Annotated in this window: 17 protein-coding genes; 12 read left to right on the forward strand and 5 right to left on the reverse strand. The window is 71.6% G+C overall.

Annotation, left to right across the window (positions count from 1 at the left end; translation table 11 throughout):
* The first annotated feature begins 43 nt into the window (after positions 1-43).
* Positions 44-553, forward strand: a complete 510-nt coding sequence (locus tag AC2EAQ_RS04155) for an outer membrane lipoprotein (protein WP_484640503.1) — start codon at positions 44-46, stop codon at positions 551-553.
* Between the two features lie 22 nt (positions 554-575).
* Here AC2EAQ_RS04155 and AC2EAQ_RS04160 read toward each other — a convergent pair whose 3' ends face one another.
* From AC2EAQ_RS04160 to AC2EAQ_RS04170, 3 genes are read right to left on the reverse strand one after another with little or no spacing between them, the layout of a single operon-like run.
* Positions 576-1,235 (reverse strand): chalcone isomerase family protein, encoded by a 660-nt coding sequence (locus AC2EAQ_RS04160; protein WP_484640504.1) that lies wholly within the window; start codon positions 1,233-1,235, stop codon positions 576-578.
* Positions 1,236-1,289: 54 nt separating this feature from the next.
* Positions 1,290-2,069, reverse strand: coding sequence for a serine O-acetyltransferase (gene cysE / locus AC2EAQ_RS04165; RefSeq protein WP_484640505.1), 780 nt, complete (start codon positions 2,067-2,069; stop codon positions 1,290-1,292).
* Between the two features lie 44 nt (positions 2,070-2,113).
* Positions 2,114-2,836 carry an RNA methyltransferase gene (locus AC2EAQ_RS04170; protein WP_484640506.1) on the reverse strand — a complete coding sequence of 241 codons (723 nt, stop codon included), beginning with the start codon at positions 2,834-2,836 and terminating at the stop codon, positions 2,114-2,116.
* Positions 2,837-2,941: 105 nt separating this feature from the next.
* On the opposite strand from AC2EAQ_RS04170, the gene AC2EAQ_RS04175 reads away from it, so the two are divergent.
* Positions 2,942-3,955, forward strand: coding sequence for an inositol monophosphatase family protein (locus tag AC2EAQ_RS04175; protein WP_484640507.1), 1,014 nt, complete (start codon positions 2,942-2,944; stop codon positions 3,953-3,955).
* Between the two features lie 39 nt (positions 3,956-3,994).
* Here the strand turns inward: AC2EAQ_RS04175 and AC2EAQ_RS04180 are convergent, their stop codons facing one another.
* Together AC2EAQ_RS04180 and AC2EAQ_RS04185 are read right to left on the reverse strand one after the other, a co-directional pair.
* Positions 3,995-5,431 (reverse strand): aldehyde dehydrogenase family protein, encoded by a 1,437-nt coding sequence (locus AC2EAQ_RS04180; RefSeq protein WP_484640508.1) that lies wholly within the window; start codon positions 5,429-5,431, stop codon positions 3,995-3,997.
* Positions 5,432-5,444: 13 nt separating this feature from the next.
* The gene (locus AC2EAQ_RS04185) at positions 5,445-6,614 is read right to left on the reverse strand and encodes an acyl-CoA dehydrogenase family protein (RefSeq protein ID WP_484640509.1); all 1,170 of its coding nucleotides are present in this window, start codon (positions 6,612-6,614) and stop codon (positions 5,445-5,447) included.
* Positions 6,615-6,767: 153 nt separating this feature from the next.
* On the opposite strand from AC2EAQ_RS04185, the gene mutS reads away from it, so the two are divergent.
* The 10 genes from mutS to AC2EAQ_RS04235 all read left to right on the forward strand — a co-directional run bounded on the left by mutS (position 6,768) and on the right by AC2EAQ_RS04235 (position 17,012).
* Entirely contained in the window at positions 6,768-9,401 is a 2,634-nt protein-coding gene (gene mutS, locus AC2EAQ_RS04190) for a DNA mismatch repair protein MutS (RefSeq protein ID WP_484640510.1), read from the forward strand.
* Entirely contained in the window at positions 9,398-10,225 is an 828-nt protein-coding gene (locus AC2EAQ_RS04195) for a proteasome-type protease (protein ID WP_484640512.1), read from the forward strand. The genes mutS and AC2EAQ_RS04195 overlap by 4 nt, the downstream gene beginning before the upstream one ends.
* 58 nt (positions 10,226-10,283) lie before the next feature.
* Positions 10,284-11,117 carry an alpha/beta fold hydrolase gene (locus AC2EAQ_RS04200; protein WP_484640513.1) on the forward strand — a complete coding sequence of 278 codons (834 nt, stop codon included), beginning with the start codon at positions 10,284-10,286 and terminating at the stop codon, positions 11,115-11,117.
* A 106-nt stretch (positions 11,118-11,223) separates the two neighbouring features.
* Positions 11,224-12,888, forward strand: coding sequence for a CTP synthase (gene pyrG, locus AC2EAQ_RS04205; RefSeq protein ID WP_484640514.1), 1,665 nt, complete (start codon positions 11,224-11,226; stop codon positions 12,886-12,888).
* On the forward strand, positions 12,885-13,742 hold the full coding sequence (gene kdsA, locus AC2EAQ_RS04210; RefSeq protein ID WP_484640515.1) for a 3-deoxy-8-phosphooctulonate synthase: 858 nt from the start codon (positions 12,885-12,887) through the stop codon (positions 13,740-13,742). Before pyrG ends, kdsA begins: the two co-directional genes overlap by 4 nt.
* A gap of 10 nt (positions 13,743-13,752) precedes the next feature.
* Complete coding sequence (locus tag AC2EAQ_RS04215) at positions 13,753-14,061, forward strand: DUF1330 domain-containing protein (protein WP_484640517.1); 309 nt, start codon at positions 13,753-13,755, stop codon at positions 14,059-14,061.
* A gap of 29 nt (positions 14,062-14,090) precedes the next feature.
* Positions 14,091-15,374 carry a phosphopyruvate hydratase gene (eno, locus tag AC2EAQ_RS04220; RefSeq protein ID WP_484640519.1) on the forward strand — a complete coding sequence of 428 codons (1,284 nt, stop codon included), beginning with the start codon at positions 14,091-14,093 and terminating at the stop codon, positions 15,372-15,374.
* 5 nt (positions 15,375-15,379) lie between these two features.
* Positions 15,380-15,706 carry an FtsB family cell division protein gene (locus tag AC2EAQ_RS04225; protein ID WP_484640520.1) on the forward strand — a complete coding sequence of 109 codons (327 nt, stop codon included), beginning with the start codon at positions 15,380-15,382 and terminating at the stop codon, positions 15,704-15,706.
* Positions 15,703-16,335 carry a nicotinamide riboside transporter PnuC gene (pnuC, locus tag AC2EAQ_RS04230; RefSeq protein WP_484640521.1) on the forward strand — a complete coding sequence of 211 codons (633 nt, stop codon included), beginning with the start codon at positions 15,703-15,705 and terminating at the stop codon, positions 16,333-16,335. The genes AC2EAQ_RS04225 and pnuC overlap by 4 nt, the downstream gene beginning before the upstream one ends.
* A complete protein-coding gene (locus tag AC2EAQ_RS04235) occupies positions 16,332-17,012 on the forward strand; it encodes an AAA family ATPase (protein WP_484640522.1) in 681 nt (226 codons plus the stop codon). Before pnuC ends, AC2EAQ_RS04235 begins: the two co-directional genes overlap by 4 nt.
* The last annotated feature ends 98 nt before the right edge of the window (positions 17,013-17,110 follow it).

The following is a 17,110-nucleotide window of genomic DNA, read 5'->3' on the forward strand; positions in this document are numbered from 1 at the left end:
CGGCGGCCGTTGGGCAGCCGATGACCCCGATGGAGCCTCGTTCATGCTGAAGACCCTCACCGCCGCGGCGGCCCTGGCCCTGCTGGCCGCCTGCACCACCACCAGCCCAGACGTCGTCCAGCGCGGCGACGCGCAGCGCCTGTCCTCGGTGCAGGACGCCACCGTGCTGTCGGTGCGCGAAGTCACCGTCGACGGCTCGCAGTCCGGCACCGGCGCGGCCACCGGCGCCGTGCTCGGCGGCGTGGCCGGTTCCACCCGCTCGTCCGGGCGCGAGCAGGCCGCCATCGCGGTGGTGGGTGCGGTGGCCGGCGCCGTGATCGGCAACGCCATCGAGCGCAGCGCCACGCGCGAGGACGCGGTGGAGATCCTGCTGCAGATGAAGAGCGGCGAGCGCCGCGCGATCGTGCAGGCCAAGGCCGGCGAGAGCTTCCAGCCCGGCGACGCCGTGATCCTGGTGACCACCGGCGGCAAGACGCGCGTCACGCGCGCCCCGGCCGGCACGCCGGCGGCCAAGCCGCTGCCCGCGCCGGTGCAGTCGCCGCCGCGCGGCTGAGCGCGCGGCCGGCGCCCGGGGCTCAGCCCCCGAGCAGGCCCTTCTTCAGGTCGGCGTCGGCCGGCTTGTCGCCGAGCCAGATGCGCAGCACCGCGGTGTAGAAGTCCTCGCCCGGAATCGCCGGGCCCTTGGGCTGCCCGTTCACCGTGATGCGGGTGCCGGTCTCGGGGGTGAACTCGAGGTTCACCGCGTCGCCCTTCTTCACCTCGTCCACCGCCTTGAGCGCCGCGTTCAGCGCGTCGATCTGGGCCTTGAAGCCGGCCAGCTGGGCCTCGGTGTGGTTGTTGCGCAGGCCGTCGTTGAGGGCGCCCGCGAACGAGTCCGCATCGAGGTTGCGCAGCATCGTCAGCGCCATGCGCCGCGGACCCTTCTGCGCCAGCAGCGCCGCGGCATTGGTGGACTTCTGCGGCACGTACAGGCCGGCCACGTACACCTTGAAGATCGCCCGCGTGCGCACGCCCACGCCGTTGAGCTGCAGCGCCGCGCCGCCCAGCGACGCGGTGGCCTCGAGCTTGACGCCCTCGCGCTCGACCGGCTGCGCCTGCGCCGCGCCGGCCAGCGCCACCGCCGAAATCAGCGCAGCCGCCAGCGGCCGCGCCCAGTTGCGCCCGATACCCATCATCGTCTCCTCGTTGTTCGCTGCGGCGCCGACGTGGCGCGCAAGCCAGTGTGCCAGCGGCAACGGCGCGGCGACACCGGGGGTTGACCCGCGTCGGCCGGCGCCACCCCCCGGGGGCTACTTGACGAGCCGGTTCAGCCGCTCGGCGTCGAACTGCTCGAGCTTCTGGGCGTCCTGCGGCACGCAGTCGTCGCCGGGGAGCTCGCGCGCGCGCTGCGACAGCTTCTCGATCGCCTGCCACAGCAGCGCGATCTGGTGCTCGTGCCCGGCGGCGTTGTCGATCAGGCCCTTCATGGCCTGCGCCACCGGGTCGTCGCCCTGCGTCACGCCGTAGGCCGAGAAGCCCATGCGGGCCGCCACGGCTTCGCGCTGCGCGTCGACGTCGGCCGCGATGATGCGCGCCGGGTTGCCCACCGCGGTGGCGCCCGGCGGCACCGGCTTGACCACCACCGCGCCGGAGCCGATGCGCGCACCGTCGCCGACGGTGAAGCCGCCCAGCACCTGCGAGTTGGCACCGACGATCACGCCGCGCCCGAGCGTGGGGTGCCGCTTGGCGCCCTTGGTCAGCGAGGTGCCGCCCAGCGTGACGCCCTGGTAGATGGTGCACTCGTCGCCCACCTCGGCGGTCTCGCCGATGACCACGCCCATGCCATGGTCGATGAAGACGCGGCGGCCGATGCGGGCGCCGGGGTGGATCTCGATGCCCGTGAGGAAGCGCGAGACGTGGGAGATGAAGCGGCCCAGCCAGCGGAAGCCCGCCAGCCAGCACGCATGCGCCCAGCCGTGGAAGAACAGCGCATGCAGCCCCGGGTAACAGGTGAGCACCTCCCACGTCGAGCGCGCCGCAGGGTCGCGCTCGCGGATGCAGGCGATGTCTTCACGCAGTCGGTCGAACATCTCGGTCAGTGTCCGTTCGGGGCCTGCCAGTGTAGGCGGGCAGGCTACTTTCTGCTGGCGCCGGCCAGCGCACGGGCGATGCCGCGCAGGATGTGCACCTCCTCCTCGGTGGGCTGGGCGCGGTTGAGCAGCTGGTTCAGCCGCGGCAGCAGCTTCTTCGGCGCCGCCGGATCGAGGTAGCCCACCGCCACCAGCGCCTCGCGCCAGTGGTCGAGCAGGCCCTGCACCGCCTGCGCGTCGGCCACCGCCGGGGCGGCCGTCCGCGGCACGACCGGGAAGCCCCCCAGCGCCATGCGCCAGTCGTAGGCCACCAGCTGCACCGCCTGGGCGAGGTTGAGCGAGCCGTAGCCAGGGTCGGTGGGGACCGACAGGCAGACGTGGCAGCGGTAGACGTCGTCGTTGGACAGGCCGAAGCGCTCGCTGCCGAACACGAAGGCCACCGACGGCGGCTGCGCCGCCAGAACCTCGAAGTGCGCCCGGGGCGCGCGCGTGGGCGGTCCGAAGTCGCGCGGCGTCATCGCGGTGGCGCACACATGCGCCATGCCGTCGAGCGCCTCGGCCAGCGTGTCCACCACCCGGGCCCGCTGCAGCACGTCGAGCGCGCCGCTGGCCATTGCCACGGTCTCCTCGCGCTGCAGCACGTCGGGCCAGCGCGGCGCCACCAGCACCAGATCGTCGAAGCCCATCACGCGCAGCGCGCGCGCGGCCGCACCCACGTTGCCGGCATGGCTGGTGTTGACGAGGACGAATCGGGTCGGGGCAGTCAAGGCAGGCCGCTAAAATCGCGCCCTTCACGCGGACGACGCATTGTCGCCGCGCGCTCTTTGCCACCGCCGATCGATCCACCCCGCGCCCGAAGGCCCCGCCACGCCATGTCCCAGCAGCAGACCCTCCACCCGATGCTCAACATCGCCGTCAAGGCGGCGCGCGCAGCCGGATCGATCATCAACCGCGCGGCGATCGACGTGGAGCGGCTGGCCATCACCACCAAGGGCGTCAACGACTTCGTGACCGAGGTCGACCAGGCCGCCGAGCAGGCGATCATCGAGACGCTGCTCACCGCCTACCCGGGCCATGCGATCCTGGCCGAGGAGTCCGGCCGCACCCATGGCGCCAAGCACAGCGAGTACCTGTGGATCATCGATCCGCTGGACGGCACCACCAACTTCATCCACGGCCTGCCGGTGTATGCGGTGTCGATCGCGCTCGCGTTCCGCGGCAAGGTGGAGCAGGCCGTGGTGTACGACCCGTCGCGCAACGACCTGTTCCTGGCCAGCAAGGGGCGCGGGGCGTTCCTCAACGACCGGCGCCTGCGCGTGTCCAAGCGCACGCGGCTGGCCGACTCGCTGATCGGCACCGGCTTCCCGTTCCGCAAGGGCGACAACTTCAAGCGCTACGTGGAGATGTTCGAGCAGGTGATGCAGCACTGCGCCGGCGTGCGCCGCCCGGGGGCCGCCGCGCTGGACCTGTGCTACGTGGCCGCCGGCTGGTACGACGGCTTCTTCGAGACCGGCCTGAACCCCTGGGACGTGGCCGCGGGCTCGCTGATCATCACCGAGGCCGGCGGCCTGATCGGCAACTTCACCGGCGAGGCCGACTTCCTCTACCAGCGCGAGGTGGTGGCCGGCACGCCCAAGGTGTACGGTCAGCTGGTCCAGATGCTCGCGCCCTATTCGCGCGCGATCAAGGCCGACGAGTCGCCGGCACCCGGTGCGGCCACCGCCGCGCCCACGCCCGAGGACGTGCTGGCTGCCGCGCTCGGCGAAGCCACGCCGGCCAAGCCCAAGAAGACGCTCACCGCCCGGCCCCGCGCCGCACGTGCCGAGCCGCCCGCGGCCGACCGCGCGCCGCCGCGCGCGCCCGCACGCGTGCGCAAGGGCTCCTGAGTCGGCACGGCGGCCGGCGCGGCCGCGCCCCGGGCTGCGTCAGCGGCCGTGGTACTGCACCACCGTCTTGATGGTGCAGAACTCCTGCAGCGCGACGAAGCCCTTCTCGCGGCCGTGGCCGCTTTTCTTGACGCCGCCGAAGGGCAGCTCCACGCCGCCGCCGGCGCCGTAGCAGTTGACGTACACCTGCCCGCACTGCATGCGCTTGGCCACGCGCGTCTGGCGCCCGCCGTCGCGCGTCCACACCGCGGCGATCAGGCCGTAGTCGGTGGCATTGGCCAGCGCCACCGCGTCGTCCTCGTCGTCGAACGGGATCGCCGCCAGCACCGGGCCGAAGACCTCCTCGCAGGCCAGCCGGTGGTCGCGCGGCACCGGCCCGAACATCGTCGGTGGCACGTAGTAGCCGCCCGGCGCCACGCCCTCGGCCACGCGCCCCTGCGCGATCATCGGGATGCCCGAGTCGACCGCCTGGCGGATGAAGCCTTCGACGCGCGCCTTCTGCGCTGCGTTGATCAGCGGGCCGCAGTCGCGGTCCATCTCGGGCGTGCCGGCCACGGCCTGCTGGAAGCGCTGCGCCACCTGAGCCACGAAGCGATCGAAGATGCTGCGCTGCACGAGCAGGCGGCTGCCCGCCGAGCAGGTCTGCCCGGCGTTCTGCGTGATCGCCTTCAGGATGAAGGTCGACGCACGTTCGAGGTCGGCGTCGTCGAACACGATGTGCGGCGACTTGCCGCCCAGTTCCAGCACGCACTTGACGACACGGCGCCCGGTGGCCTGCTGCACCAGTGCGCCCACCTCGGGCGAGCCGGTGAAGGTGACCAGGCGCACGTCGGGGTGGTCGCACAGCGCCGCCCCCGCCTCCTCGCCCAGGCCGGTGACCACGTTGAGCGCACCGGCGGGCAGACCGGCCTCGGCGGCGATGTCGCAGAACGCCAGCGGCGTCAGGCAGGCGTCCTCCGACGGCTTGAGCACCGACGCGTTGCCGGTGGCCAGCGCCGGCGCGATCGAGCGGCCGAACATCTGCGCCGGGTAGTTCCACGGCAGGATGTGCCCGGTGACGCCGTAGGGCTCGTGCAGCACGACGACGTGGAAGTCCTCCAGGTAGGGCACGACCTCGCCGTGCAGCTTGTCGGCCGCGCTGCCGTAGTACTCCAGGTAGCGCGCGGCCACCTGGATGTCGTTGCGCGCCTGCGCCATCGGCTTGCCGGTGTCGCGCGCTTCCAGCCGCGCCAGGGTCTCGGCACGCTCGAGCGTCAGCGCGGACATGCGCATCAGGATGCGGCCGCGCTCGGTGGCGCTCATGCGGCCCCAGGGCCCGGCCAGCGCGTCGCGCGCGGCGGCCACGGCGCGGTCCACGTCGCGCGCATCGCCGCGCGCCAGCGTGTCGAAGGCCTCGCCGGTGCTGGGGTCGAGCACCGGCAGCGTCTGCCCCGACGCGCTGTCGACCCAGCGCCCGCCAATGAAGTGTCTCTGCATGTCGGTCTCTCCGTCAGTAGCTGCGCGGCAGGCCGAGCACATGCTCGGCCACGTAGGCATAGATGAGGTTGGTGGAGATCGGCGCCACCTGGTACAGCCGTGTCTCGCGGAACTTGCGCTCCACGTCGTATTCGCGCGCGAAGCCGAAGCCGCCGTGCGTCTGCAGGCACACGTTGGCGGCCTCCCACGAGGCCTTGGCGGCAAGGTACTTCGCCATGTTGGCCTCGGCGCCGCAGGGCTGGCCGGCGTCGAACAGCTCGCAGGCCTTCCAGCGCATCAGGTTGGCGGCCTCGGTCTCGATGTAGGCGTCGGCGATCGGGAAGGCCACGCCCTGGTTCTGGCCGATCGGCCGGTCGAACACCACGCGCTCGCCGGCGTAGCGCCGCGCCCTGTCGACGAACCAGTAGGCGTCGCCCAGCACCTCGGCGGCGATCAGCGTGCGCTCGTCGTTCAGACCGTCGAGGATGTACCGGAACCCCTTGCCCTCCTCGCCGATCAGGTTCTCGGCCGGGATCTCCAGGTTGTCGAAGAAGACCTCGTGGGTCTCGTGATTGACCATGTTCGGAATCGGCCGCACCGTCATGCCGTGGCCGAGGGCCTCGCGCAGGTCGACGATGAAGACGCTCATGCCCTCGCTCTTTTTTGTCACCTCGGCCAGGGGCGTGGTGCGGGCCAGCAGGATCATCAGGTCGGAGTGCTGGATGCGCGAGATCCAGACCTTCTGCCCGTTGACCACGTAGCGGTCGCCCCGGCGCACGGCGGTGGTCTTGAGCTGGGTGGTGTCGGTGCCGGTGGTCGGCTCGGTCACGGCCATCGACTGCAGGCGCAGCGCGCCGCTGGCGATGCGGGGCAGGTACAGGTCCTTCTGCGCCTCCGACCCATGCCGCAGCAGCGTGCCCATGTTGTACATCTGGCCATGCACCGCGCCGGAGTTGCCGCCGGAATAGTTCACCTCCTCCATCACCACCGTCGCTTCGGCCAGGCCGAGGCCGGAGCCGCCGTACTCGGCCGGGATCATCGCGGCCAGCCAGCCGGCCCGGGTGAGCGCGTCGACGAAGGCCTCGGGGTAGCCGCGATCGGCGTCGACCTTCTGCCAGTACGCGGAGTCGTAGCGCCGGCAGAGCTCGCGCAAGGCGTCGCGCATCTCCTGGAACCGGTCGGGGGCGGGGATCGGGTGGTGCATGGTGGCAGGCCGGGTTCGCGCGCTGGCAGGTGGCGTGGGCCGGAGTATCCGGTTCGCCCGTCGCCGCGTCGACGGGTGCGGCCCGTGGCTGCGACATGGCCGGCGCGCGGCGACCGGCCGGCCACGACCGTCGGCGACAATGACGCCGCCCCCATGACCGCCCCGCCGTCGCCGCTTCGCACGCCCGGTCCCGCCCGCAGCAGCCTGCCGGCGGACCTGTCGGCCCACACGCCGATGATGCAGCAGTACCTGCGCATCAAGGCCGGGCATCCGGACACGCTCGTGTTCTACCGCATGGGCGACTTCTACGAGCTGTTCTTCGACGACGCGCGCAAGGCCAACCGGCTGCTCGACATCACGCTGACCACGCGCGGCCAGAGTGCCGGCGAGCCTGTGGTGATGGCCGGCGTGCCGGTGCACTCGGTGGAAAGCTACCTCGCGCGGCTGATCCGCCTCGGCGAGGCGGTGGCGATCGCCGAGCAGGTGGGCGACGTGGCCACGGCCAAGGGCCCGGTCGACCGCAAGGTGGTGCGCGTGGTCACGCCCGGCACCGTCACCGACGGCGAGCTGCTCGCCGAGCGCCAGGACGCGCTGCTGGTGGCGCTGGTGCGCGACCGCGGCGCCTGGGGCCTGGCCTGGCTCGGCCTGGCCGGCGGGCGCCTGGGCCTGACCGAGTGCGGCGAGCGCGACCTGCCGGGCTGGATGGCGCGGCTCGACCCGGCCGAGCTGCTGTGCGTGCGCCGCGACGCGCTGCCGCCCGCGGTGGCCGCCTGCGGCGCCGCCCTCACCGAGCGGCCGGCCTGGCAGTTCGACGCCGCGCTGGGCACGCGCAAGCTGTGCGAGCAGCTCGGCGTGGCGCACCTGGCCGGGCTCAACGCGCAGGACCTGCCGCTGGCGCAGGCCGCCGCCGCGGCGCTGCTGGCCTACGCCGAGCACACCCAGGCCCAGGCGCTGGCCCATGTGCGCACGCTGGAAGTGCCTCGGCAGGGCGAGCTGATCGACCTGCCGCCGGCCACGCACCGCAACCTCGAGCTGACGCAGACGCTGCGCGGCGAGACCGCACCCACCCTGCTGTCGCTTCTGGACACCTGCCGCACCGGCATGGGCAGCCGGGCGCTGCGCCACTGGGTGACGCACCCGCGTCGCGATCGCGCCGAGGCGCAGGCACGCCACGACGCGGTGCAGCAGCTGCTCGACGCGGGCACGGCGCCGCTGCGCGACGCGCTGCGCGGCATCAGCGACGTGGAGCGCATCGTCGCCCGCGTGGCGCTGCGCCAGGTGCGCCCGCGCGAACTGGCCGGCCTGCGCCAGTCGCTGGCCGCCCTGCCCGCACTGGCGGCGCTGCTGCCGCGCGGCACGCCGCTGCTGGACGCGCTGCACGCCGACCTGCAGCCCGACCCGGCCATCGCCGCGCTGCTGGTGGCCGCCATCGCCGAGGAGCCGGCGGTGCTGCTGCGCGAGGGCGGCGTAATCGCACCCGGCCACGATGCCGACCTGGACGAGCTGCGCGCCATCGGCGCCAACTGCGACGCCTTCCTGCTCGACCTGGAGGCGCGCGAACGCGCGCGCAGCGGCATCCCGAACCTGCGCGTTCAGTTCAACAAGGTGCATGGCTTCTACATCGAGGTGACCTCGTCGCACGTGGGCAAGGTGCCGGCCGACTACCAGCGCCGGCAGACGATGAAGAACGCCGAGCGCTACATCACGCCCGAGCTGAAGGCCTTCGAGGACAAGGCCCTGGCCGCCGAGGAGCGTGCGCTCGCGCGCGAGAAGCTGCTGTACGAGCAGCTGCTCGACGCACTGCAGCCGCACCTGGGCGCGCTGGGCGCCGTGGCGCGCGCGCTGGCCGCGGCCGACGTGCTGGCCACGCTGGCCGAGCGCGCCGCCACGCTGGGCTGGACCCGGCCGCAGTTCGTGGCCCACCCCTGCCTGGAGATCGAGTCCGGCCGCCATCCGGTGGTCGAGGCGCGGCTGGCGGAGACCGGCGGCGGCCCCTTCATCGCCAACCATTGCCGGCTCGACGCGAAGACCCGCATGGTGGTGCTGACCGGTCCCAACATGGGCGGCAAGAGCACGTGGATGCGGCAGGTGGCGCTGACGGTGCTGCTGGCGTCGATCGGCTCGTTCGTGCCCGCCACTGCCTGCCGGCTGGGGCCGATCGACGCGATCCACACCCGCATCGGTGCGGCCGACGACCTGGCCAACGCGCAGTCCACCTTCATGGTGGAGATGACCGAGGCGGCCGCGATCCTGCACGCGGCCACCGAGCACTCGCTGGTGCTGATGGACGAGATCGGCCGCGGCACGTCCACCTTCGACGGACTGGCCCTGGCCGGCGCCATCGCCACCCACCTGCACGAGAAGAACCGATCGTTCACGCTGTTCGCCACGCACTACTTCGAGCTGACCGCGTTCCCCGGCACGCACCCGGGCGCGGTGAACTTCCACGTGTCGGCCGCCGAAGGCGCCGGCCACGACATCGTGTTCCTGCACGAGGTGCAGCCGGGGCCGGCCAGCCGCAGCTACGGCGTGCAGGTGGCGCGGCTGGCCGGCATGCCGGCCGGCGTGGTGCGCCAGGCGCGCCAGGCACTCGAGTCGCTGGAAGCGCAGCAGCGCGCCACCGACGCCCAGGTGGACCTGTTCGCCGCCGCGCCGCCGGCGCCCGCCCCGCCTCCGTCGCCGCTGTCCGACGCGCTGGCCGACCTCGACCCTGATAGTCTGTCGCCGCGCGAGGCGCTCGACGCGCTGTACCGCCTGAAGAAGCTCCAGCAAGGAAACCCGTCATGACCTACTGCGTGGGCATCCGCCTCGACGCCGGCCTCGTGTTCCTGTCCGATTCGCGCACCAACGCCGGCCTGGACCACATCGCGAGCTTTCGCAAGATGATGATCTACGAGAAGCCCGGCGAGCGCTTCATGGTGCTGCTGTCGGCCGGCAACCTGTCGATCTCGCAATCGGTGCGCGAGCTGCTGCAGGTGGAGAAGATCGAGGGCGGCCCCGACGGCGAGGGCCTGACCATCTGGAACAGCCAGAGCATGTTCGACGTGGCCCGCGTGCTGGGCAGCACGGTGCGCCGCGTCTATGCCCAGGACGGCGCGTCCCTGAAGACGGCCGGCATCGACTTCAACGCCAGCTTCGTCATCGGCGGGCAGATCCGCGGCGAGGCGATGCGCATGTTCCTCGTCTATTCGCCCGGCAACTTCATCGAGGCCACGCGCGAGACGCCCTACTTCCAGATCGGCGAGAGCAAGTACGGCAAGCCGATCCTCGACCGCGTGATCACGCCGGCCACCCCGCTGGACGAGGCCGCCAAGTGCGCCCTGGTGTCGATGGACTCCACGCTCAAGTCCAACCTGTCGGTGGGGCTGCCGCTGGACCTGCTGGTCTACCGCGCCGACCGCTTCGCCAGCGACGACTACGTCTGCATCGACGAGCACAACCCGTACTTCCAGATGATCCGCAGCAGCTGGGGCCAGAAGCTGCGCGACGTGTTCGAGAGCATCGACGACCCGCGCTGGGACGGCGGCGACACCCGGCACCCGCTGCTGTCGCCGTCGCGGCGCTTCACGCCGATGAAGAAGATCGGGCATCCGGGCGAGAAGATCGTCTGACGCGCAAACCGGTCGGCCTCCCTAAGCAGGCGCCGGATCGCGGCCGACAATGGCCGCCGTGACACGACGCTCCCCCGACCCGGCACCGGCCGACGGCCCGCTGCCCATCGTCTTCTCCCACGGCAACAGCTTCCCCGCCGGCACCTACCGCGTGCTGTTCGAAGCCTGGCGCGCCGCTGGCCACGAGGTCCACGCGGTCGACCAGTACGGGCACGACCCGCGCTTCCCGGTCAGCAGCAACTGGCCGCACCTGCGCGATCAGCTGATCCAGTTCATCGGCGACCGCGTCGGCGGCCCGGCGCTGCTGGTCGGGCACTCGCTCGGCGGCATGCTCAGCGTGATGGCCGCGTCGCGCCGGCCCGACCTGGCCGCGGGCGTGGTGCTGCTCGACTCCCCGGTGATCGCAGGCTGGCGCGCCCACACCCTGCGCGTGGCCAAGGCCACCGGGCTGATCCGGCGCATCACGCCCGGCCGCATCGCCCGCCTGCGCCGCCAGCACTGGCCCAGCCGGGACGCGGCGCTGGAGCATTTCGGCCGCAAGTCGGTGTTCGCGCGCTGGGACCCGCGCGTGCTGGCCGACTACGTGGACAGCGTCGTCCGCAAGGACGGGCGCCAGTGGACGCTGGGTTTCGACCGCGAGGTCGAGGCGCGCATCTACGAGACGATCCCGCACCACCTGGCCACGGTGCTGGCGCGACATCCGCTGCGCTGCCCGCTGGCCTTCGTCGGCGGGCGCCAGTCGGTCGAGGTGCGCCGCGCCGGCGTGGCCGCCACGCGGCGCCTGGCCGGCGAGCGCTTCGAGTGGACCGACGGGACGCACCTGTTCCCGATGGAACACCCGGACCGCGCGGCGGCGCTGGTGCTGTCGATGATCTCCCGCCTGCACGCCTGAGGGCCGGCCTTCCCGTCCCGGACGCCCCGGGGGCGCCGACCCCGCCGCTATACTCCCGCTTTACCACCACGGCCCGCGCGTGGACCACGTCGGAGGGCCGCACGAAATGACCAAGTTCGTCTTCGTCACAGGCGGTGTGGTGTCCTCGCTCGGCAAGGGCATCGCGTCAGCATCTCTCGCCGCGATCCTCGAATCGCGGGGCCTCAAGGTCACCCTCATCAAGCTGGACCCGTACCTCAACGTGGACCCGGGCACGATGAGCCCGTTCCAGCACGGGGAGGTGTACGTCACCGACGACGGCGCCGAGACCGACCTCGACCTCGGCCACTACGAGCGCTTCATCACCACCCGGATGAAGCGCAGCAACAATTTCACCACCGGCCAGATCTACAAGAGCGTGCTCGAGAAGGAGCGCCGGGGCGACTACCTGGGCAAGACGGTGCAGGTGATCCCGCACGTCACCAACGAGATCCAGGAATTCGTGATGCGCGGCGCCAAGGCCGACAAGGTGGACGTGGCCATCGTCGAGATCGGCGGCACGGTCGGCGACATCGAGAGCCTGCCCTTCCTGGAGGCGGTGCGCCAGATGAGCCTGAAGCTCGGCGCCACCAACTTCGCCTTCGTGCACCTGACCTACGTGCCCTACATCGGCGCGGCCGGCGAGCTGAAGACCAAGCCGACGCAGCACACGGTGCAGAAGCTGCGCGAGATCGGCATCCAGCCCGACGCGCTGCTGTGCCGGGCCGACCGCTACATCCCCGACGACGAGCGCGAGAAGATCAGCCTGTTCACCAACGTGCCGCTGCACGGCGTGATCTCCATGCCCGACGTGGACGTGATCTACAAGGTGCCGCGCGTGCTGCACGAGCAGGGCCTGGACGAGCAGGTGTGCATGAAGCTGCAACTGCTCACGCGCCCGGCCGACCTGCGCCGCTGGGACACCCTGGTGCAGGAGGTGCTGCATCCGCAGCGCGAGGTCACGATCGCCATGTGCGGCAAGTACACCGACCTGTCGGACTCGTACAAGTCGCTCAACGAGGCGCTGCGCCATGCCGGCATCCACAACCACGCCCGCGTGCGCATCGAGTACGTCGACTCCGAGACCCTGACCCCCGAGAACGTGAGCCAGCTGGCGCGCTTCGACGCGGTGCTGGTGCCCGGCGGCTTCGGCAAGCGCGGCGTCGAGGGCAAGATCCTCGCCGCCCGCTACGCGCGCGAGAACCGCATCCCCTACCTGGGCATCTGCCTGGGCATGCAGGTCGCCACGATCGAGGTGGCGCGCCACCTGGCGGGCCTGGCCGGCGCCAACAGCACCGAGTTCGACCCGGCCACGCCGCACCCGGTCATCGCACTGATCGACGAGTGGCAGGACCGCGACGGCACGATCCAGAAGCGCGACGCGCAGTCCGACCTCGGCGGCACCATGCGCCTGGGCGCGCAGAGCTCCGACGTGGCGCCGGGCACGCTGGCGCACCGGATCTACGGCGACGTGGTCACCGAGCGCCACCGCCACCGCTACGAGGCCAACGTGCGCTACCTGGACCGCCTGCAGCAGGCCGGCCTGGTGATCAGCGCCATCACCCAGCGCGAGAAGCTCACCGAGATCGTCGAGCTGCCGCAGGACGCGCACCCCTGGTTCGTCGGCGTGCAGTTCCACCCCGAGTTCAAGAGCACGCCCTGGGACGGCCATCCGCTGTTCAACCACTACGTCAAGGCGGCGCTGGACCACCAGTCGGCACGCACCAACGCCCCCGTGAAGGTCGTCGCATGAAGCTGTGCGGTTTCGACGTCGGCCTGGACCGGCCGTTCTTCCTGATTTCCGGCCCCTGCGTCGTCGAGAGCGAACAGCTCCAGATGGACGTGGCCGGCCGCCTGAAGGAGATCACCGGCGCGCTCGGCATCCCCTTCATCTTCAAGAGCAGCTACGACAAGGCCAACCGCTCGAGCGGCACGTCCTTCCGCGGCCCCGGCATGGAGCGCGGCCTGGAGATCCTGGCCAAGGTGCGGCGCGAACTCAATGTGCCCATCCTGACCGACGTGCACACCGAGGCCGACGTGCCCGCGGTGGCCGCCGTGGTGGACGTGCTGCAGACCCCGGCCTTCCTGTCGCGCCAGACCGACTTCATCCGTGCCGTGGCCCAGAGCGGCAAGCCGGTGAACATCAAGAAGGGCCAGTTCATGGCCCCGGCAGACATGAAGAACGTGATCGACAAGGCCCGCGCCGCCGCGCGCGAGAAGGGCCTGCCCGAGGACAGCTTCCTGGCCTGCGAGCGCGGCGCGTCCTTCGGCTACAACAACCTCGTGTCGGACATGCGCTCGCTGGCGATCATGCGCGAGACCGGCGCGCCGGTGGTGTTCGACGCCACGCACAGCGTGCAGCTGCCCGGCGGCCAGGGCACCAGTTCGGGCGGCCAGCGCGAGTTCGTGCCGGTGCTGTCGCGCGCGGCGGTGGCCGTGGGCGTGGCGGGCCTGTTCATGGAAACCCATCCGGACCCGGCGAACGCGCTGTCCGACGGGCCCAACGCCGTGCCACTGAAGCACATGAAGGCGCTGCTCGAGCAGCTCGTCGCGCTGGACCGCGTGGTCAAGCAGCAGCCGCTGCTCGAGAACGACTTTTCCTGCTGAGGCCGAAACCATGAGTGCTCCCGCCTACCTGATCGTCGAGATGCACATCACCGACATGGAGCAGTACAAGCAGTACATGGCCGAGGCGCCGGCTGCGGTCAAGGCCTTCGGCGGCGAGTACCTGGTGCGCGGTGGCCGCCACGAATCGCTCGAGGGCGACTGGCAGCCGCACCGCGTGGCGATGCTGCGCTTCCCGAGCTATGAGCAGGCCAAGGCCTTCTACGACGACGCGCACTACCGCCAGGTGCGCCAGCGCCGCGCCGGCGCCACCGAATACTTCAACATGGTCCTGGTCGAGGGCGTCGCCGCCCCCGTCTGAGCCGAGAACACGCAACCGAGAGGAACCGAATGAGCGCCATCGTCGACATCGTCGGCCGGGAGATCCTGGACAGCCGCGGCAACCCCACCGTCGAGTGCGACGTGCTGCTGGAGTCCGGCACGATGGGCCGCGCAGCCGTGCCGTCCGGCGCGTCCACCGGCAGCCGCGAGGCCATCGAGCTGCGCGACGGCGACAAGGCGCGCTACCTCGGCAAGGGCGTGCTCAAGGCCGTGGAGCACATCAACACCGAGATCAGCGAGGCCGTGCTGGGCCTGGACGCGTCGGAGCAGGCCTTCCTGGACAAGACCCTGATCGACCTCGACGGCAGCGACAACAAGGGCCGCCTGGGCGCCAACGCCACGCTGGCGGTGAGCATGGCCGTGGCCCGCGCCGCGGCCGAGGAATCGGGCCTGCCGCTGTACCGCTACTTCGGCGGCATGGGCGCGCACCAGCTGCCGGTGCCGATGATGAACGTCATCAACGGCGGCGCGCACGCCAACAACAACCTGGACCTGCAGGAGCTGATGATCATCCCCGTGGGCGCGCCGACCTTCCGCGAGGCGGTGCGCTACGGCGCCGAGGTGTTCCACGCGCTGAAGAAGATCATCGACGCCAAGGGCATGACCACCGCGGTGGGCGACGAGGGCGGCTTCGCGCCCAACGTGGCCAGCCACGAGGCGGCGCTGCAGATGATCCTGGAGGCCATCGACAAGGCCGGCTACAAGCCGGGCGAGCAGATCGCCATCGGCCTGGACTGCGCGGCCAGCGAGTTCCACAAAGACGGCAAGTACCACCTCGACGGCGAGGGCCTGGTGCTGTCGGCCGCCGAGTGGACCGACATCCTCGCCACCTGGTGCGACAAGTACCCCATCGTGTCCATCGAGGACGGCATGGGCGAGAGCGACTGGGACGGCTGGAAGCACCTGACCGACAAGCTCGGCGGCCGCGTGCAGCTGGTGGGCGACGACCTGTTCGTCACCAACACGAAGATCCTGAAGGAAGGCATCGACAAGCGCATCGCCAACTCGATCCTCATCAAGATCAACCAGATCGGCACGCTCACCGAGACCTTCGCCGCCATCGAGATGGCCAAGCGCGCCAACTACACGGCCGTCATCAGCCACCGCTCCGGCGAGACCGAGGACGCCACCATCGCCGACATCGCGGTGGGCACCAACGCCGGCCAGATCAAGACCGGTTCGATGAGCCGCAGCGACCGCATCGCCAAGTACAACCAGCTGCTGCGCATCGAGGAAGACCTGGGCGACATCGCCGTCTACCCCGGCCGCTCCGCCTTCTACAACCTGCGCTGACCCCGATGCCACTGGCCACGCTGCGCCGACTGCCCTGGTCCACGCTCGCGCTGCTGGCACTGGTGGCGCTGGTGCAGGGCCAGCTCTGGCTGGGTGACACGGGCAAGCCGCATGTCATCGGCCTGCAGCTGCAGCTCGACCGCCAGCTCGCGGCCAACGCGTCGGCGCGCGAGCGCAATGCCCAGCTCGTGGCCGAGGTGCGCGACCTGCGCGAGGGCCTGGAAATGGTCGAGGAACGCGCCCGCTGGGAACTGGGCATGGTGCGACCCGACGAGGTGCTGGTGCAGGTGACCGCCTCGCCCGCGCCGGCCCGCGGCACGACCCGGCCTTGATCGACGCGCTGCTCGACGCGGCACGCCCCGCGCTGGCCGCGGCCTTCACCCTCTTCGGCAGCCCCGTCACCTGGCTGGAGGTGGCCGCGTTCTGGATCGCCCTGGCCATGGTGCTGGCGAACTTCCGAGTGCATCCGGTGGCCTGGCCTCTGGCGATCGTCAGCTCGCTGCTCTACGGCCTGCTGTTCCTCGACAGCCGCCTGTATGGCGAAGCCGCGCTGCAGCTCGTGTTCGTGGCGGTAGCCCTGTGGGGCTGGTGGCAGTGGCTGCGCGGCACCACGGGCGACGGCACGCCCCTGCGCGTGCGCCGCATGGCGCCGCGCGAACGCGCGCTGGTGGCCACGGTCACCCTGGCGGCGTGGCCCGTGCTGGGCTGGCTGCTGGACCGCCACACCGACAGCGACGTGCCCTACCTCGACGCGCTGCCCACCGTGGGCAGCCTCGCCGGCCAGCTGCTGCTGGGCCGCAAGCTGATCGAGAACTGGGCCGTCTGGGTGGCGGTCAACGTCGTCAGCGTCGCGCTGTTCGCCGCCAAGGGCCTGTGGCTCACGGTGCTGCTGTATGCGCTGTTCGCGGTGCTGTCCGTGGTGGGATGGCGCGCCTGGCGCCGCCTGGAAGCCGCGCGGTGACCGCACTCGTGATCGCCGTGGTGGGCGCCGAGAGCACCGGCAAGACCACCCTGGCCGCCGCGCTGGCGACGCGCGTCGCGCAGGACACCGGGCTGGCCTGCACCGCGGTGGACGAGCACCTTCGACAGTGGTGCGAACGCGAGCAGCGCACGCCTCGCCGCGACGAGCAGCAGGCGATCGCGCAGGCGCAGCAGGCGCGCATGGCGCAGGCCGCCGCCACGCATGACGTGGTGGTGGCCGACACCACCGCGCTGATGACCGCCGTGTACAGCCGCCTCGTCTTCGGCGACGACTCGCTCGACGCCTGGGCGGCGCAGGCGCACCGCGCCAGCGTGCAGCTCACGCTGCTGACCGCGCTGGACCTGCCCTGGGTGCCCGACGGCCTGCAGCGCGACGGCCCGCAGGTGCGCGGCCCGGTGGACAGCGCCTTGCGTGACCTGATGGCGCGCCACGCCATCGGCTGGTCGCTGGTGTCAGGCCACGGCCCGGCCCGGCTGGACCGAGCGCTGGACGCCGCGGCGCCGCTCCTGCGCGAGCGCGCCCGACCCGACAGCGGCCTGTTCACGCGCCTGGCCGAACGCGACGCGGCGCAGGCGGGCTGGCAGTGGGTGTGCGAGAAGTGCGACGCGCCGGAGTGCGAGCACCGGCTGCTGCGCGCCGGGAGGCCTCGGACGTAGGGGGCCAGGAGCTGACGTTCGCGTCTGGTGGCGGTCGCGAGCGCTTGGGGGGCCCTGGGCTCGCGTCGTACCTTGCACGCGAACGACCGCAACGGGTC

This window comes from Aquabacterium sp. T101 (genome assembly GCF_057219775.1).

What these genes read in the sequence shown, in the direction of transcription:
- AC2EAQ_RS04155 (WP_484640503.1), top strand. Translation starts at nt 44, where the DNA reads ATGCTGAAGACCCTCACCGCCGCGGCGGCCCTGGCCCTGCTGGCCGCC.
- cysE (WP_484640505.1), bottom strand. Translation starts at nt 2,069, where the DNA reads ATGTTCGACCGACTGCGTGAAGACATCGCCTGCATCCGCGAGCGCGAC.
- AC2EAQ_RS04175 (WP_484640507.1), top strand. Translation starts at nt 2,942, where the DNA reads ATGTCCCAGCAGCAGACCCTCCACCCGATGCTCAACATCGCCGTCAAG.
- AC2EAQ_RS04180 (WP_484640508.1), bottom strand. Translation starts at nt 5,431, where the DNA reads ATGCAGAGACACTTCATTGGCGGGCGCTGGGTCGACAGCGCGTCGGGG.
- AC2EAQ_RS04185 (WP_484640509.1), bottom strand. Translation starts at nt 6,614, where the DNA reads ATGCACCACCCGATCCCCGCCCCCGACCGGTTCCAGGAGATGCGCGAC.
- mutS (WP_484640510.1), top strand. Translation starts at nt 6,768, where the DNA reads ATGACCGCCCCGCCGTCGCCGCTTCGCACGCCCGGTCCCGCCCGCAGC.
- AC2EAQ_RS04195 (WP_484640512.1), top strand. Translation starts at nt 9,398, where the DNA reads ATGACCTACTGCGTGGGCATCCGCCTCGACGCCGGCCTCGTGTTCCTG.
- pyrG (WP_484640514.1), top strand. Translation starts at nt 11,224, where the DNA reads ATGACCAAGTTCGTCTTCGTCACAGGCGGTGTGGTGTCCTCGCTCGGC.
- kdsA (WP_484640515.1), top strand. Translation starts at nt 12,885, where the DNA reads ATGAAGCTGTGCGGTTTCGACGTCGGCCTGGACCGGCCGTTCTTCCTG.
- AC2EAQ_RS04215 (WP_484640517.1), top strand. Translation starts at nt 13,753, where the DNA reads ATGAGTGCTCCCGCCTACCTGATCGTCGAGATGCACATCACCGACATG.
- eno (WP_484640519.1), top strand. Translation starts at nt 14,091, where the DNA reads ATGAGCGCCATCGTCGACATCGTCGGCCGGGAGATCCTGGACAGCCGC.
- AC2EAQ_RS04225 (WP_484640520.1), top strand. Translation starts at nt 15,380, where the DNA reads ATGCCACTGGCCACGCTGCGCCGACTGCCCTGGTCCACGCTCGCGCTG.